The sequence below is a fragment of the Pseudomonas sp. IPO3774 genome, from assembly GCF_013386835.1.
Lineage (GTDB): Bacteria > Pseudomonadota > Gammaproteobacteria > Pseudomonadales > Pseudomonadaceae > Aquipseudomonas.
In genome coordinates this window covers 18,705-34,848 of the sequence record NZ_JACAQY010000051.1, presented here as the reverse complement: position 1 = coordinate 34,848, position 16,144 = coordinate 18,705, and the positions used below count along the sequence as shown (strand labels likewise).

The window sequence follows — 16,144 nt, the reverse complement described above, 5'->3', positions numbered from 1 at the left end:
CTGCGAAAAGCTGGCCCAGTGGCGGACGCATCGCGCCGCCTTGCCAGACCGTTCCCACTCCCAGAAGAAACTCGCCCCACCGGCCAGTTCCCGCTCCAGGATCACCTGCTGATCGTCGTATCGATAACGCTCGCTTTCGCCGACAGCGTTGGTCGCCTCAACCAACCGCCAGGCATCGTCGTACGTGTAGGAAACAACGTTCTGTTCGGTGACCCAGCCGAGTTCCCGGTGCACCTGATAGTCGACCGCAACGATATGGCCGCGCTCATACCGCAGCAGCAATCCCTGGCCAACATGGTTATCGATCCGCTGAATCCGCCCGGAATAATCGCGAGTAATGCGCAGCCGGTTGTCATACGCATCGCTGATCGCCGTCAGCACACCGTCACGGAAGTGGTAGAAAAGCGACGCCTGAGCCAGCACCCATTCATCCGGCAAAGCACCCAGATAAATCGCCGCTTCCGCCAGGCTATTGGTGATCGCCGGCCGTGCAGCAGAGGGCAGGGGAAACGTGGTGCTGCGGTTTTCGTGATCGGTCCACACCACCGATCCGCCGCTCACCACCAACCGCTGCGCCAGCGCATGACTCCAGCCAAACCCCAACCCGCAATCCACTTCCACGGCACTGCTGCGATACAACCGCGTCCAGGCAAACGGCAGCACACCCTCCAACGAGCCATCCGTAAGGGTCAGCAGCTCTTCACCGGTAACCATCGAAACCGGGCAGCCATTGGTACAGGTATTCGCCGAACAGACCGAAGCATCTCCATTGGGATTTTTCGCCGAAGCAGGCACATCATCCACAGGCTCCTGCTTCACCAGCGCCGTGCGCGCCGCTTTAGGCTTTCGGACCAGCGCTGCCGGATTCGAAACCTCGTTTACACCGGCCTTCAACGGCACGGCCGCTGCCTTGATCGACACTGGATCATTTTTAAGCGACACCGGCTTAAGCACACTGGGGTGCCAGTCCAGCCGTGGTGCCTCGCCCAACTTGGCCATCTGCTCGAGTAACACCCGTGCCCGGCCGGACCTGACCTTGCCCAGCACCTGCGGGCCCAAACGCACCGCCATACCCATGCCGCCGGTGGCCAACAGCAACAGCAGGTTGAGCAGTACCTCGGAAGTCATTTCCCCCAGCAGCTCGTTCATGTCCGGCGGCGGAAGCAATTGCGCCCAACTGAACATCGCCGACAGATAGATGAACAGCAGCGGTTCATCGCTCAGCACCAGAAGACCGTTGGCAATGGCCTCATTGCTGAGCTTCAACAGCTCTTCAAGCTCGCCTTGGGAGAGGTACCGCAGCAACTTTTCGCTATTGGGTTTGATGTCCGCCAGCCAGTCGTACAGGTTTGGAATACCGTCCCAAAGGCTGTACAGCGTGTTCGTAATCCCTCGCACAAACGCGGCGTCCATCAACTTGCGACGGTCGAGGGCGCTGGCGTTTGAGTACTGTTTCCACTGCTCTTCGAAGGTGCTCGTCCATTCACTGCGCAAGCTGCTTTCCAGCGAGCTGATCACCGACTGATAGGAGGCGTAGAGCGCCTTGACGTGATCCTTGGAAACATCGGGGTAGAAGCTGACCTGATACTGCTGGTCGCGCGTGCAGTCGGTGATTTCGAGGATGCCGCTGGGGCCGATGGTTTTATGAATGAGGGGACCGATCAGGCTGCCGTCCTCGGCGATGGCCTGGAGCATGACCGGCGTGTTGCCGATCGGCACAAACCGCTTGCTCTCAAACATGTGCACCAGGGTCAGCGCACCATTGGGTTTGCACATTGCAACGGTGGTACTGGGGGCTTTAGAGGAAACAGGCGCGACCAGCGCGACCTCATCCCCAACCTTGAACACCTGCTCGACTTCCAGCGACGAAAAGCTCCAGAAGCTCTCAGCCCAATCGTCAAACGTGTTAAGGCACTCCCTGAAGTTACGAAAGACCGCTTCAACGTCCTTCGTCTCCACATCCATGGGAGCCAGGGCCAACCTGCCTAGGGCGAGATTCAAGAGGCAGCCCCATCGGGCAGGGCATTAATCGAAAAAAACATCGGCGTTCCCTCGCGCTGTGTGATCAGGCGAGGGACTTTGCAGAGGTTTGTAAGAGAAAGAAGTCAGAGCTATCCACTGCTACTGATAGGACGTTTCGCCAAATCCCCGGCTAAACCGACCCGTTTTCGTAAGCCAAATCTCCGACAAAAATAAATCCCACAAAACCCACATACGCAACAAATCCAACTTGACAGCTTCCATTCCCTTGGCGTCTATTGACGTACCCGCTGGATCATTTCGCAGATGTCCCAGGATGCTCAATGAAGACTGATATCTCACTGACCCACATGCCCAGCGTCCTGCACGCAGCCGAAAGCATCCGCCAAGGCACACTGACCCCTGTGCAACTGGTCGAGCAAAGCCTCGAAGCCATCAAAACCCACAATCCCACACTGAATGCCTTCGGCGACGTCTACACCGAATCCGCGCGGGAGCAGGCTGAAATCCTGACCGCAGAAGCGCAGGCCAACCAATTTCGTGGCCCGCTCCACGGCATCCCCTTCGGCATCAAAGACCTGTTCTCCACCGCCAATCTGCGCACCACCCGCGGTTCGCTGACCGGCCTGGACAACGTCCCCACCCAGGACGCCCCGATCATCCGCCGCCTCAAGGAGGCCGGCGCGATCATCCTCGGCAAGACCGCCACCACCGAATTCGGCTGGACCGGCGCCAGCACCTCCCGGGTTTTCGGCAATGGCCGCAACCCCTGGAACCCCCAGCTCACCAGCGGAGGATCCAGTTCCGGCTCGGCCATTGCGGTGGCAGCACGCATGGTCCCGGCCACGCTGGGTTCCGACGGCGGCGGTTCAGTGCGCATTCCCGGCGCCTTTTGCGGTGCATTCGCTCTTAAAGGCTCTCTGGGGCGCATCCCCACCTGGCCCTGGTCCGCCACTGAAATGCTCAGCCACGCCGGCCCGATCACCCGCACCGTGCGCGACAGCGCGTTACTCTTCGATATCCTCTCCGGCCCCGATCCGCTGGATCACCAGGCCTTGCCCGCGCCCACCGAGTCCTACCTGGCGCGCTGCGACCAACCGCTGGGCCCCGTGCGTGTGGCGTATTGCCCGACCTTGTTCGATACGCCGGTGGACCCGGTCATCGCCGCCACCGTCGAAGCGGCGGTGCATTACCTTGCGGATGAGCTGCCGGTCACCGTCACCACCCTGACCCTGGACTGGCAAGACCCGCTGGCCACCTTCGAAACCCTGTGGGTCGGCGGGCGCGGGATCGCCTATGGCAAATCCCTGGCCGATCGCCTCGACCAACTGGACCCGGGTTTCGCTGCGCTGATCAAGCGCTCCGCCGATTACGATCTGGCGGCCTACCTCAAGGCCGTGCAGCAACGTGCACTGTTCGCCAATCAGGTACACGCGCTGTTTAATGACTACGACGTACTGCTGATGCCGACGATGCCGATCCTGCCGTTCGCCGCCGACCGGGTTGCCCCCGAGGGCTGGCCGGGCGAGGAGGGCGCGGTGCCCTGGGCCCGCTGGACGCCGTTTACCTATCCGTTCAATATCACCGGCAACCCCGCTGCCAGCCTGCCCTGCGGCTTCAGCCCGAGCGGTTTGCCGATTGGCCTGCAGGTGATCGGCCCACGTTTTGCCGACGCCCAGGTGCTGCAATTCTGCGCGGCCGTCGAAGCCATCGCCCCCTGGGATCAGCACCTCCCCCCGATGCTGATGCCCTGATTGATTGAACCCGGAGTGGGCTCAAAAGAAGCCCGCCCGTGATAAACGCTTTGTGTTGTCCTGCCCTTTCACACCCTGATGAGTGAGAGGTACCCGTGACCCTGTCCATGGCTGTATTACGTTCTATGCTCCCCGCTGGACCGGCTCGCGCCGCGTTTCGCCGTGGGGCGCGCAATACCGGCCGCCTGAACCTGCCCTGGAATACCTCTTTTATGCTCAACCAGCCACGTCTCGACGAAATCATGCTCCTGCTCACCCAACACCAGCGCGTCAAGGCGTCGGACCTGGCGCAGGCGCTGTTCGTCTCCGAAGAAACCATCCGCCGCGACTTCAAGTACCTGGAAGAAGCCGGCAAGCTGCGGCGCATCCACGGCGGCGCGATCCTGCCGCGGCTCAACGAAGAACAGCCGCTGCAGGTGCGCAGCCGCATCAAGCCCCAGGCCAAGACGCGTATCGCGGTGTGTGCAGCGAAGCTGGTGAGCGAAGGCATGGTGCTGTTCCTCGACACCGGCACCTCGACCCTGGCCCTGGCCCAGCAACTGACCGCGTTCAGCCAGTTGCGCATCATCACCAACTCCCTGGACATCGCCCGCCTGATCACCGAGCAAAGCGCCAACCAGGTGCTGGTGGTGCCCGGCGATGTGCGCCGCAACGACAACGCGCTGATTGGCGCCCACACCCTGGAATTCGTCCGACAGTTCCACTACGACATTGCCTTCATGGGCATCGGCGCTGTCGACCTTGAGCTGGGGTTCATGGACTACCAGGAGCCCGAGGCGCTGCTGCGCCGGGAACTGACCAAACACAGCCTGCGCAGCGTGATCCTGGCCGATGACGCCAAGTTCGGCCACCGCACCTTTATCAATACGCTGCCGTTCAGCGCCATCACGACCCTGGTCACCAATCGTGCGCCGTCCAACGACTTTGCGACCCGCCTGGAGCAAGCCCATGTCGATATCCTTTACCCCTGAGTTGCTGGTGCCCAGTGAACAGGACCTTGAAACCTTCGAGGCGCTGTTCCGCGACACCTCGGTCATCGGCGCGACCAAGGCCGGTGGGCTGCATCGCCTCGCCGCCTCGGCTGAAGACGGCGCCGTGCGCGACCTGTTCGCGGCCTGGATGACTGAACGCGGTTTTGACGTGCGTGTGGATGCAGTGGGTAACATGTTCGGTTTGATCACCTTTAATCCAGAAGCGCCCTACGTGCTGTGTGGCTCGCATCTCGACAGCCAGCCGAGTGCCGGGCGTTTCGATGGGGTCTATGGCGTGCTGGCCGGCGCAGTCGCGGTGGCCAGCCTGGCTCGCCAACTGCGCGAGCGCGGCGAAGTACCGGAGTGCAACCTGGCGGTGGTGAACTGGACCAACGAGGAGGGCGCGCGTTTCCAGCCCAGCCTGATCGGCAGCAGCGTGTTCACCGGTGACCTGGCCCTGCAGGACGCCTGGGCCTGCCGCGATGGCGATGGCATCAGCCTCAAGCATGCGCTGCAGCAGATTGGTTATCTGGGGGAGGGCCGCGTCGAGCTGGACGTCGCCGGTTATGTGGAAATCCACGTCGAACAAGGTGATGGCCTTGAGCGCGACGGGCTGGCCATCGGTGTGGTGCGCGACACCTGGGCCGCCCTCAAGCAACGGATTCGGTTCATCGGTGAACAGAACCACACCGGTCCTACACCCATGGCTGCACGCAAGGATGCCTTGCTGGCCGCCGCCCACGCGATCACCGCTGTGCGGGCCGAGGCCGACCTGCATGGCGCGCAACTGCACAGCTCGGTGGGGCGCCTGGAGATCTATCCCAATTCCCCCAACGTGGTGCCTTCCAGCGTGACGCTGCATGTCGAGTACCGCTCGCCCGACACCGAATTACTGGCCGCAGCCGGTGCGCGCCTGGACGCCAGCCTCAAGGCCACCGCCAGCGCCACGTCGACTGACTACAGCATCGAAAGCCGCGCCCTGCGTGAGCCGAGCCACCTGCATCACGGTTTTGCCGAGCTGGCCTACGGCGTCGGCCAGCAAATGGGCTTGCCCATCGGCAACAGCGTCACCGTGTCAGGCCACGACGCCATCAGCCTGAGCCGGCATTACCCGGTGTGCCTGCTGTTTATCCCGAGCAGCAATGGCGTGTCCCACAACGAAGCGGAATTCACCAGCGAACAGGACATGCGCAACGGCCTGCACATGCTGACCGCGTTGCTGCACCGCGCCTGTTCCACCCCCAACGCCTACCGCTGAGGTCTGCCATGTCGAGTCGTTTGCAAGCAAAGTCACGGCTGCTGGGCGCCCTGGAGGCCGCCGGCTTGTCCGCCCATGTGGTGGTCGAAGAGGGCACCGCCGGGATTGCCTCGCCGGTACGCCTGGCCACCGAGTGGGCCGGTTTTACCGTCAGCGCACCGTGGGGCCAGTGTTACGCCAAAGTCTTGCATGATGACATGCGCGCGCTGATCGACATTGAACGCACTGCCCGCGCCACCCAACTGGCAGCTGATTGCGACGTGACGCCGGGTGTGCGCCTGGTGGATGCCACGGCCGGCGTGTTGCTGCTGGATGCGTTGCCCACCAGCGAGTGGCGTTGGGCCCGCCTCGACGAATTGATGCAGCCCCAGCGCCTGCAAGCGCTCTGGACCCTGAAGAAACAATTGCACCAAGGCACCTCGCCGGGCTTCGCCCGCTCGCCGCTGCAAGATATCCAGCACCTGCGCGAATTATGCGTGCGCTACAGCGTGGCCTTGCCCATCGACCACGCCTGGATCAGCACCTGCATTGACCTGGCCTGGACCGCGCTGCAACTGAACGCCAGCGACTCGGTGCCGCTGCACGGCGACGGCGTGGCGAGCAACGTGATGATCGGCCCGGACGGCGCCTTGCAACTGATCGACTTCGATTACGCCGGCAGTGGTGATCCCTGGTACGACGTGGCGATCAGCCTTAACGAGTTGTACGTCTTCGAAAACGACTGGCGCGAAGGCATCCATACCTGGGCCGGCGAGTGCCGTGAAAGCGACTATGCGCGCTGCCGCTTGTACGCCTTGATCAACGATTGGTACTGGACGCTCTGGGGCCTGTGGGTCGGCGCTACCTCGGCGCGGCCGCTGGAGTTTTCCAAGGTCGGGCAGTGGACGCTGTTGCGCTGCCGCCAAAGTCTGCAAGACCCGCGGTTTGAAGGTTGGCTACGTCAGGTACAGGAGGGGCAGGCATGAAAGCGTTAGGTGAGGCGTGTACGCCACAAGAGTGTCAGCTGGAAGCGGCGGTGCGCGGGGTTGCCAGTTGGGGCGGCACCGGCATTCGTTATGAACCGGTCAGCGGCGGGATTTCCAACACCAACTGGCGGGTGGAAGTGGCCGGGATCGACACTGCGTATTTCTTCAAGGTACCGGGCGTGGGCACCGAGATGTTCATCGACCGCCGCACGGCCCACGACGCCAGCCTCAAGGCGGCGCAAACCGGCTATGGCGCGCCGGTGTTCGCATTCCTTGAAGAGTTCGGCGTGGAAGTCTTCGAGTTCATGGAGGGCTGGCGCGCCTCCTCCAACCACGACTTCCTCGACCGCGACGTGCGCCACAACGCGCTGCACGCCCTCAAGGCGTTCAACGACCAGCCGCCACTGGTGCAGACCAAGACCGTGTTCGACATGATTGCCGAGCACCAGCGGCAGGTGGAGCAACTCAACGGCTGCAAGCCCGCCGACGACGCTTGGCTGCGCCGCCAATGCGACCGCGCCCGGGGCGTGCTGCAAGCTTCCGGCATCGACCTGGCTCCCTGCATGAATGACACCCTGGCGGGTAATTTCATGCTCAACGACCGTCGGCAAATTCGTCTGGTGGACTTCGAATACGCCTCCAACAACGACCGGCATTACGAACTGGCGCTGTGGTTCGGCGAGATGTTTTTCACTGATGAAATGGAACTGGCCCTGATCGAGGATTACTTCGGCCAGGTCACCCCGCAGAACCTCGCGCGCATCAAGTTGCACAAGGCCCTGGCGGACATCAAATGGTCGACCTGGGCGATGGTGCAGCACGCGGTGTCGCAGCTGGATTTCGACTTCTACAAATACGGCACCTGGAAGCACATGCGTGCCCGCAGCATCATCAACGATTCGCAATGGGAAACCTGGCTAAGACAGGCTTGAGCCTGCGCCAGACAACAATAATGCATTGAATGAAGTCACTTGGGCGCTGATTGGTGCCTGCGTTTTCACTGCTTGATTTTTGTTTGATCACACAAAAAAACGATCCACAAATTCAAGGAGCACCCGACTCATGAAATCTGATAGCGCACCACCCGGACGCCTGAAAAGCCAACTCTTCGGCGTGTACTTTTTCCTGTTGCTGATGCTCGCCTTATTCCCGCCGTTCTATTTGAGCGTGAGCGGCAGTACCGCGTTGGTACTGGGCATACCGTTGCCGATCTTCTACTGGATCGCCATTGCAGTCCTCGCAGGACTGGGCCTGTGGGCGTTGTACGTCGCCGAATTGAAGGCCGGCGAAATACCCGAAGAGGGGGGTGCGCAATGATCAGCACCGCCAGCGATGCCAACCTCTTTATCACCTTCGGCGTCATCGGCCTGTTCCTGGCCGGGATGATCGCCGTGCTGTACGCCACCAACCGCGAGAGCACGAGTTTTTCCGATTACGCCGTAGGCGGGCGCTCCTATGGGCCGTGGTACATCGCCATGTGTTACACCAACTCGTGGTGGCCGGGCTCGACCTTTACCGCGTTTTTCGCCCTGACCATCGGCGGCGTCCTGGGCTTCTACGGCATGGTCTACGCCACCCTTGGCGTGACGGCAATGTACCTGATGGCCCGCCGCGCGTGGACCTGGGGCCAGCGTTTCAACCTGCGCACCCAGCCGGACTTGCTCGGCATGCGCTTCAACAGCCCGGTGGTCAAGCGCGTGGCCTCGATCATCGGCATCATCTCGGTATTCCCGTGGGTGGTGATGGGCATCCAGGCGTTGGCGATGTTGTTCCAGTTCGCCAGCTTCGGCCGCTGGGGCGTCACCACCTGCCTGGTCGCCGGCGTGGTGGTGGTGCTGGTGCGCCAGTACTGGACCGTGAGCATGGGCATGCGCGGGCTGATCATGACCGACATGTTCCAGGGCCTGATCGCCTATGTCGTGTGTGCGGCGCTGTGTGTGTTCCTGCTGTTCGGCGACCAGGCGTCGTTCTCCAACCTGTCGCACCTGCCGGCGAAAATGTTGCTGATTCCCGGCGCCAGCGGCACCGGTTACGGCCCGCTGTACATGTTCAGCCTGATCTTCACCGGCGTGATCGGCTCGATGTGCTGGCCCATGAGCTTCCAGCGCATCTACACCGCCAGCGGCGTCAAGGCGGTGAAGAAAGGCACGCTGTACACGATCCTGTTGGTGGGTGGTTTCTACGGGATTCTGATGCTGTTTGCCGCGGCCATCAGCCAGGACCCGAACGTCATCGCGCACCCGCAACAAGGTTGGTTCCTCTCGCTGTTCGACATCGGCGGGCCGTGGATGCTGGCGTTGGCGATCGTCATCGTACTGGCGGCGAGCATCGGCCACGTCGACGGCTGCGTGCAGGTCTGCGGCACCCAGTTCGCCAACGACCTTGCCACCTGGAACACCCCGCGTACCGACCGGCAACTGACGCTGCTGGCCAAGTCCGGGATGGTGGTGTTTATCGTTGCCGCCTCGGTGCTGGCATACCTGACCTTTGATTACGCGCGACTGCAATTGCTGGCGCAGATTTCCTACCAGGGGATTATCCAGTTGGCGGTGCCGCTGTTCTTCGGCATTTTCAGCCGCCGCGGCAACAAGGAAGGCGCGATTGCCGGGATGCTGGCGGGGATCGTGGTGGCGATTGTGCTGACGACGATGTACCCGGACGACATTCCCGGGCTGGGGTCGTTGACCAGCGGGATTGTGGGGCTGGTGGTCAATGCGGGGATTTTTGTGGCGTGTGCATGGGCGATCAAACCGAGTGCGCAGGAGAGTGCTCGGGTGGAGCAGTTGTTTGAAATGGCGGCGCCAGGGCGCAAAGTGCCAATGGGGGCAAGGCCGGTCCTGAACTGAACCCACTTCTCAAACCCAATGTAGTTCCAATGTGGGAGCGGGCTTGCTCGCGAATGCAGACTGTCAGTTAAAGCATCAGCGACTGATATACCGCATTCGCGAGCAAGCCCGCTCCCACATTTTTGATTGTGTTTCTACACAGCATTCCCGTTTTGTCGCAGGCGTTTGTAGAGGGTATTGCGGCTGACGCCAAGCTCTCTGGCCAGGTGAGAGATATTCCCGCCCACCGCCTTCAGTCGCTCATTCAGGTCCAGACTGTCATCCACTGCATCACACACCGGCACCACCCCATTCAAATCCACAAAAAAATCATCCGGCAGATGTTCCGCCCGAATCGGCTGCTCTTCCGCCATGGCCAGTGCCACCTGCAACACGCTGCTCACCTGGCGTAGGTTGCCCGGCCACGGATGCTGTTCAAACAAGGCCAGCACCTCGTTAGTCAACCCGACCCACTGCGTCGGCTCGCGATGCTGTTGCCACAGCTGCTTGAACAACGCCTGTTTATCCGTGCGCTCCCGTAGCGGCGGCAGCTCCAGGGTCAGGCCACCGATGCGGTAATACAGGTCTTCGCGAAAACGCCCGAGCTGTACCTGTTCGCGCAGCGAGCGGTTGGTGGCGGAGATGATCCGCAAATCCACCGGGTACAACTCGCTGCTGCCTACAGGCTGCACACAGCGTTCCTGCAATACCCGCAACAGCCGGGCCTGGGTCGGCAGGGGCATGTCGCCGATCTCGTCGAGGAACAGCGTGCCTTTGTCTGCCTTGCGGATCAGCCCGATGCTGCCTTTCTGGTTGGCGCCGGTGAATGCGCCTTTTTCATAGCCGAACAGTTCCGACTCCACCAGTTCGGCGGGGATCGCTGCGCAGTTGACCGCGATAAACGCTTGTTGGCTGCGAGAGCTGGCCTGGTGCAGGGCTTTGACGAACACTTCCTTGCCGACACCTGTTTCACCGTGGATCAGCAACGGAATATCCTTTTCCAGCAGGCGCTCGGCCTGACGCACGGCCTTTTCCACGCGGGCATCGCCGAAGTGCAGGGTCTTGAGACTGATGGCCGTGGGGCCGGGTTCGCGGGGCTTTTTCGTTTCCACGAACACGCGAGCCTGCACTGGCGCCTGTTTCGGCCGTTTCAGCAGGCACTGGAAACGGTTGCGCCCGGCGGCTTGCAGCGAGAAGGGCAGGCCTTCGGGCTGGTTGAGCAGTTCCAGCAGCGAGACCTTGAACAGGCTGTCGATCAACACCCGCGACAGGCTGATGCCCAGCAGGTTGTCGGCCCGGCGATTGGCCGACAGTACCTGGCCGCTTTCATCAAAAATCAGCAGTCCGGCCCACTGGCTATCGAGGTTGTTCAGCCCGGTGTTGAACGTCAGCTGGAAATGCTCACCGCGAAACAGGTTGAGGATCAGCCGGTTCTCGACGGTCTGGCTCATCATCTTGACCATGCCGAGGGTGTGGGAGGGCGGCAGGTAGCTGTCGCTGGACACATCCAGCACCGCGATGATTTCCCGCTGCGCATCGAAGATCGGCGCTGCCGAGCCGGTCATGAAACGGTTGGCCTTGAGGAAGTGTTCGTCATGTTCGATATGCACTGCCTGGGCACAGGCCAGGGCGGTGCCGATGGCGTTGGTGCCGCTGGAGCGCTCCATCCAGCTGGCGCCGGCGCTGAAACCACGGGCCAGCTTGGGGTCGATAAAGCGTTGGGTGCCCCACGAAGTCAGCACCTGGCCCTGGTTGTCGGCAAGCATGATCAGGCAGTTGGAATTGCTGAGGATGTTTTCGTAGTAGGGCAGCACTTCCTGGTGGGTGGTCTGCACAAGGGAATGCTGGCTTTCCAGCAACTGGCTGACGCCGTCTGCGGGCAGTTGGTCGAAGCTCGGTGTGCTCTGGTGATCCAGGCCATAGGCCCGGCAGCGGCGCCAGGAGTCCTGGATGATGGCATCGTGCGCCAGCGGTGTGCTCATGGCGGTGACCCTTGCTTTATTGTTGTTCTGGGGTGCGGAAGGCCCGTTCAGTGTTGTTCAGAACTGTTCATTGTCAACCCGCCGATTGTTCAGTTGTTCAGCCTGACCTGTTCATTTCTGTTCAGAGGCGAATCGCTGTTTTGCCTAACTCGTTGACCGGCCTGAGGTTTGGGTTGTTGGCACGGAACTCGCTCTGTGCTCCTGCCAGAACCATTCCAATAATAAAAAGGTCGTGTCATGTCATTGACCCTGGAGCACGTCACTCGCGTTGTCGAAGGCCAAACCTGGATCGACGACGCCAACCTGCGTTTCGAAGCCGGTTCCTTCAATGTATTGCTGGGCCGCACGCTCTCCGGTAAGACCAGCCTGATGCGCCTGATGGCCGGCCTGGACAAGCCTGACAGCGGGCGCATCCTGATGAATGGCGTGGACGTCACCCAGAAGCCGGTGCGCCTGCGCAATGTGTCGATGGTCTATCAGCAGTTCATCAACTACCCGACCATGACCGTGTTCGAGAACATCGCCTCGCCGCTGCGCCAGGCCGGAGTCTCTGCCGAGCAGATCCAGAGCAAAGTCCTCGAAACCGCGAAAATGTTGCGCATCGAGAAATTCCTCCAGCGTCACCCCCTGGAACTCTCCGGCGGCCAGCAGCAACGCACCGCCATGGCCCGGGCGCTGGTCAAGGATGCCGAGCTGATTCTGTTCGATGAGCCCCTGGTGAACCTGGACTACAAACTGCGCGAAGAACTGCGCCAGGAAATGCGCGAGCTGTTCAAGGCGCGTCACACCATCGCCATCTACGCCACCACCGAACCCAACGAAGCCCTGGCCCTGGGCGGCACCACCACGATTCTCCACGAGGGCCGGGTGATCCAGAGCGGCAAGGCCGCCGAGGTCTATCACCAGCCGCAAACCGTGCTGGCGGCCGAGCTGTTTTCCGAGCCGCCGATCAACCTGATGCCCGGGCGCATCAGTGGCAATGAAGTGAGCTTCGCCAACTTCGTGCACTTCCCGCTGAACGTCGACCTGCGGCCCATCGGCGAAGGCGAGTTTCGCTTTGGCGTGCGTCCCAGCCATATCAGCCTGGTACCGAGCAACGATGATGACCTGGAGCTGGCAGTGACCGTGGAAGTCGCCGAGATCAGCGGCTCGGAAACCTTCCTGCACGTACGCAGCGAACACTTCCTGCTGGTGCTGCACTTGCCCGGGGTGCATGAGTACGACGTCGACGCGCCGATCCGCATCTATATTCCCACCCACAAACTGTTTGTGTTCGATGGCCAGGGACGGCTGGTCCAGGCCCCCGGCCGACGTGTCGCGAGGGTTGCCTGATGGCCGAGATCCATTTGCAGAACCTGGCCCACAGCTACAGCTCAAAGCCAAACGGCCCCGAGGACTACGCGATTCGCGAGATGAACCACGTCTGGGAGCAGGGCGGCGCCTACGCGTTGCTGGGGCCGTCGGGCTGCGGCAAGTCGACGTTGCTCAACATCATCTCCGGCCTGCTCAGCCCATCCGAAGGCCAGGTGCTGTTCGACGCCAAGGTGGTCAACGAACTGACCCCGGAAAAACGCAACATCGCCCAGGTGTTCCAGTTTCCGGTGGTGTACGACACCATGACCGTGTTCGATAACCTGGCTTTTCCCCTGCGAAACCAGGGCATGGCCGAGGCGAAAATTCACAGCAAGGTGCAGGAAATTGCCGAGGTGCTCGACCTGCAAAACCTGCTGGACAAAAAGGCCCGCAACCTCACTGCCGATGAAAAGCAGAAAGTCTCCATGGGCCGCGGCCTGGTGCGGGATGACGTGTCGGCGATCCTGTTCGACGAACCGCTGACGGTGATCGACCCGCACCTGAAATGGAAGCTGCGGCGCAAGCTCAAGCAGATCCACGAGCAGTTCAACATCACCATGGTCTACGTGACCCACGACCAACTGGAAGCCTCGACCTTCGCCGACAAGATCGCGGTGATGTATGGCGGGCAGATCGTGCAGTTCGGCACGCCCCGGGAGTTGTTCGAGCGGCCCAGCCACACCTTTGTCGGCTATTTCATCGGCAGCCCTGGGATGAATCTGATTGAGGTGCAGGCAGAGGCGGGCGGTGTGCGCTTTGCCGGGACACATCTGGCGTTGCCCGAGGCGCTGCAGCAGCGCATTGGCGAAACGCCTTACAAAAGGCTGCAGGTCGGCATCCGCCCGGAATTTATCCATGTGTGGGATGAGCACAATCCCGACGCGCTACAGGCGCAAGTCACCCATGTGGAAGACCTCGGCACCTACAAGATCATGACCCTCAACCTCGATGGCGCACCGTTGAAAGTGCGCCTGGCCGAAGACAAACCGGTGCCCGAGGGCCAGGCGTCCATCAGCTTTCCGGGGCAGTGGCTGATGGTGTATGCCGATGACTACTTGCTGGAGGTGCAGCCATGAACAAGGTGCAGAACAACAAGGCCTGGTGGCTGGTATTGCCGGTGTTCCTGCTGGTGGCCTTCAGCGCGGTGATCCCGATGATGACCGTGGTCAACTACTCGGTGCAGGACATCTTCGACCAATCCAGCCGCTACTTCGTCGGCGCCGACTGGTACAAACAGGTGCTGCTGGACCCGCGCCTGCATGACTCGCTGCTGCGTCAGTTCATCTACTCGGCGTGTGTGCTGTTGATCGAGATTCCGCTGGGCATCGCGATTGCCCTGACGATGCCCACCAAGGGCCGATGGTCGTCGCTGGTGTTGATCGTGATGGCGATTCCGCTGCTGATTCCGTGGAACGTGGTCGGCACCATCTGGCAGATCTTTGGCCGTGCCGACATTGGCCTGATGGGTTCCACGCTCAATGCGATGGGCATCAGCTACAACTACGCCGCCAACACCATGGACGCCTGGGTCACGGTGCTGGTGATGGACGTGTGGCACTGGACGTCCCTGGTGGCGCTGCTGTGTTTCTCGGGGCTGCGGGCGATCCCGGATGTGTACTACCAGGCGGCGCGGATTGATCGGGCGTCTAGCTGGGCGGTGTTCCGACATATCCAGCTGCCAAAACTGAAGAGCGTGCTGTTGATCGCGGTGATGCTGCGCTTCATGGACAGTTTCATGATCTACACCGAACCGTTTGTGCTGACGGGCGGCGGGCCAGGGAACGCCACCACCTTCCTCAGCCAGACGCTTACCCAAATGGCCGTAGGCCAATTCGACCTGGGCCCGGCGGCGGCGTTTTCGCTGGTGTACTTCCTGATCATCCTGTTGGTGTCCTGGCTGTTCTACACCGCCATGACCCACTCCGACGCCAACCGCTGAGGCCGCCAACATGAGCAAGCGCAAGGTAATCCCGCTGCTGGTCTACATCCTGTTCCTGCTGGTGCCGATCTACTGGCTGCTGAACATGTCCTTCAAGAGCAACACCGAAATCCTCGGCGGCCTGACCCTGTTTCCGCAGGACTTCACCTTCGCCAACTACAAGGTGATCTTCACCGACCCGAGCTGGTACACCGGCTACCTCAACTCGCTGTACTACGTCAGCCTCAACACCGTGATTTCCCTGAGCGTGGCGCTGCCGGCGGCCTACGCGTTCTCGCGCTACCGCTTCCTCGGCGACAAGCACTTGTTCTTCTGGTTGCTGACGAACCGCATGGCGCCGCCGGCAGTGTTTTTGCTGCCGTTCTTCCAGCTGTATTCGTCCATTGGCTTGTTCGATACGCATATCGCGGTGGCCTTGGCCCATTGCCTGTTCAACGTGCCGCTGGCGGTGTGGATTCTCGAAGGTTTCATGTCGGGCGTGCCCAAGGAAATCGACGAAACGGCCTACATCGACGGGTACAGCTTCCCCAAGTTTTTCGTGAAGATCTTCATCCCGCTGATTGGCTCGGGGATCGGCGTCACGGCGTTTTTCTGCTTCATGTTTTCCTGGGTCGAGCTCCTGCTGGCACGCACGCTGACGTCGGTGAACGCCAAACCCATCGCCGCAGTGATGACCCGTACGGTTTCGGCCTCCGGCATCGACTGGGGCGTGCTGGCGGCGGCGGGGGTGTTGACCATTTTGCCGGGCATGCTGGTGATCTGGTTCGTTCGCAACCATGTGGCCAAGGGCTTTGCCCTGGGCCGGGTCTGAGGAGTCGATGATGGAATGGATGGCCTGGACCACCCCGACTGCACTGTTCTTTGCCGCGATCGGCCTGCTGCTGGTGGGCATGACGACCTGGGAATTGCGCTCGCCGAGTATCCCCCGGCGCGGCTTTTTACCGATCAGCACCACCCGTGGTGATCGTTTGTTTATCGGTCTTCTCGGCAGCGCCTACCTGCATTTGTTGGTGATCGGCGTAACCGGCTGGAGCATCTGGGTGGCGTCCGCGCTGTCTCTGGTGTGGCTGTTGTCTGTGATGCGTTGGGGCTAGCTGCCCCTTTTGAACCCCAAAAC

Annotated in this window: 14 protein-coding genes; 12 read left to right on the top strand and 2 right to left on the bottom strand. The window is 61.4% G+C overall.

Annotation, left to right across the window (positions count from 1 at the left end; genetic code table 11):
- On the bottom strand, nucleotides 1–1,965 hold a 1,965-nt coding region (locus HYE77_RS24890), incomplete at its 3' end, for a DUF6531 domain-containing protein (RefSeq protein WP_256347482.1).
- A 365-nt stretch (nucleotides 1,966–2,330) separates the two neighbouring features.
- Between HYE77_RS24890 and HYE77_RS24885 the strand changes: the two genes are divergently transcribed.
- From HYE77_RS24885 to HYE77_RS24855, 7 genes are all read left to right on the top strand, one after another.
- On the top strand, nucleotides 2,331–3,734 hold the full coding sequence (locus HYE77_RS24885) for an amidase (protein WP_177069681.1): 1,404 nt from the start codon (nucleotides 2,331–2,333) through the stop codon (nucleotides 3,732–3,734).
- A gap of 212 nt (nucleotides 3,735–3,946) precedes the next feature.
- Complete coding sequence (locus HYE77_RS24880) at nucleotides 3,947–4,705, top strand: DeoR/GlpR family DNA-binding transcription regulator (protein WP_008433061.1); 759 nt, start codon at nucleotides 3,947–3,949, stop codon at nucleotides 4,703–4,705.
- Nucleotides 4,683–5,963: a M20 family metallo-hydrolase gene (locus tag HYE77_RS24875; RefSeq protein WP_177069679.1), complete on the top strand. Its 1,281-nt coding sequence runs from the start codon at nucleotides 4,683–4,685 to the stop codon at nucleotides 5,961–5,963. The genes HYE77_RS24880 and HYE77_RS24875 overlap by 23 nt, the downstream gene beginning before the upstream one ends.
- 8 nt (nucleotides 5,964–5,971) lie before the next feature.
- Nucleotides 5,972–6,928, top strand: a complete 957-nt coding sequence (locus HYE77_RS24870) for an aminoglycoside phosphotransferase family protein (protein WP_177069677.1) — start codon at nucleotides 5,972–5,974, stop codon at nucleotides 6,926–6,928.
- Nucleotides 6,925–7,860 (top strand): choline kinase family protein, encoded by a 936-nt coding sequence (locus HYE77_RS24865; protein ID WP_003218516.1) that lies wholly within the window; start codon nucleotides 6,925–6,927, stop codon nucleotides 7,858–7,860. Before HYE77_RS24870 ends, HYE77_RS24865 begins: the two co-directional genes overlap by 4 nt.
- Before the next feature lie 130 nt (nucleotides 7,861–7,990).
- Nucleotides 7,991–8,245 (top strand): hypothetical protein, encoded by a 255-nt coding sequence (locus HYE77_RS24860; RefSeq protein ID WP_177069675.1) that lies wholly within the window; start codon nucleotides 7,991–7,993, stop codon nucleotides 8,243–8,245.
- Nucleotides 8,242–9,774, top strand: a complete 1,533-nt coding sequence (locus HYE77_RS24855; RefSeq protein ID WP_177069673.1) for a sodium:solute symporter — start codon at nucleotides 8,242–8,244, stop codon at nucleotides 9,772–9,774. The genes HYE77_RS24860 and HYE77_RS24855 overlap by 4 nt, the downstream gene beginning before the upstream one ends.
- A 134-nt stretch (nucleotides 9,775–9,908) precedes the next feature.
- Here HYE77_RS24855 and HYE77_RS24850 read toward each other — a convergent pair whose 3' ends face one another.
- A complete protein-coding gene (locus tag HYE77_RS24850) occupies nucleotides 9,909–11,735 on the bottom strand; it encodes a sigma-54-dependent Fis family transcriptional regulator (protein WP_177069671.1) in 1,827 nt (608 codons plus the stop codon).
- A gap of 237 nt (nucleotides 11,736–11,972) precedes the next feature.
- Between HYE77_RS24850 and HYE77_RS24845 the strand changes: the two genes are divergently transcribed.
- From HYE77_RS24845 to HYE77_RS24825, 5 genes are read left to right on the top strand one after another with little or no spacing between them, the layout of a single operon-like run.
- Entirely contained in the window at nucleotides 11,973–13,067 is a 1,095-nt protein-coding gene (locus tag HYE77_RS24845; protein WP_003218524.1) for an ABC transporter ATP-binding protein, read from the top strand.
- Entirely contained in the window at nucleotides 13,067–14,164 is a 1,098-nt protein-coding gene (locus HYE77_RS24840) for an ABC transporter ATP-binding protein (protein ID WP_102369282.1), read from the top strand. The genes HYE77_RS24845 and HYE77_RS24840 overlap by 1 nt, the downstream gene beginning before the upstream one ends.
- Complete coding sequence (locus HYE77_RS24835; protein ID WP_003218527.1) at nucleotides 14,161–15,027, top strand: carbohydrate ABC transporter permease; 867 nt, start codon at nucleotides 14,161–14,163, stop codon at nucleotides 15,025–15,027. The genes HYE77_RS24840 and HYE77_RS24835 overlap by 4 nt, the downstream gene beginning before the upstream one ends.
- 10 nt (nucleotides 15,028–15,037) lie before the next feature.
- The gene (locus HYE77_RS24830) at nucleotides 15,038–15,838 is read left to right on the top strand and encodes a carbohydrate ABC transporter permease (protein ID WP_008433050.1); all 801 of its coding nucleotides are present in this window, start codon (nucleotides 15,038–15,040) and stop codon (nucleotides 15,836–15,838) included.
- 10 nt (nucleotides 15,839–15,848) lie between these two features.
- Nucleotides 15,849–16,121: a DUF2160 domain-containing protein gene (locus tag HYE77_RS24825; RefSeq protein ID WP_003218532.1), complete on the top strand. Its 273-nt coding sequence runs from the start codon at nucleotides 15,849–15,851 to the stop codon at nucleotides 16,119–16,121.
- Nucleotides 16,122–16,144 lie beyond the last annotated feature (23 nt).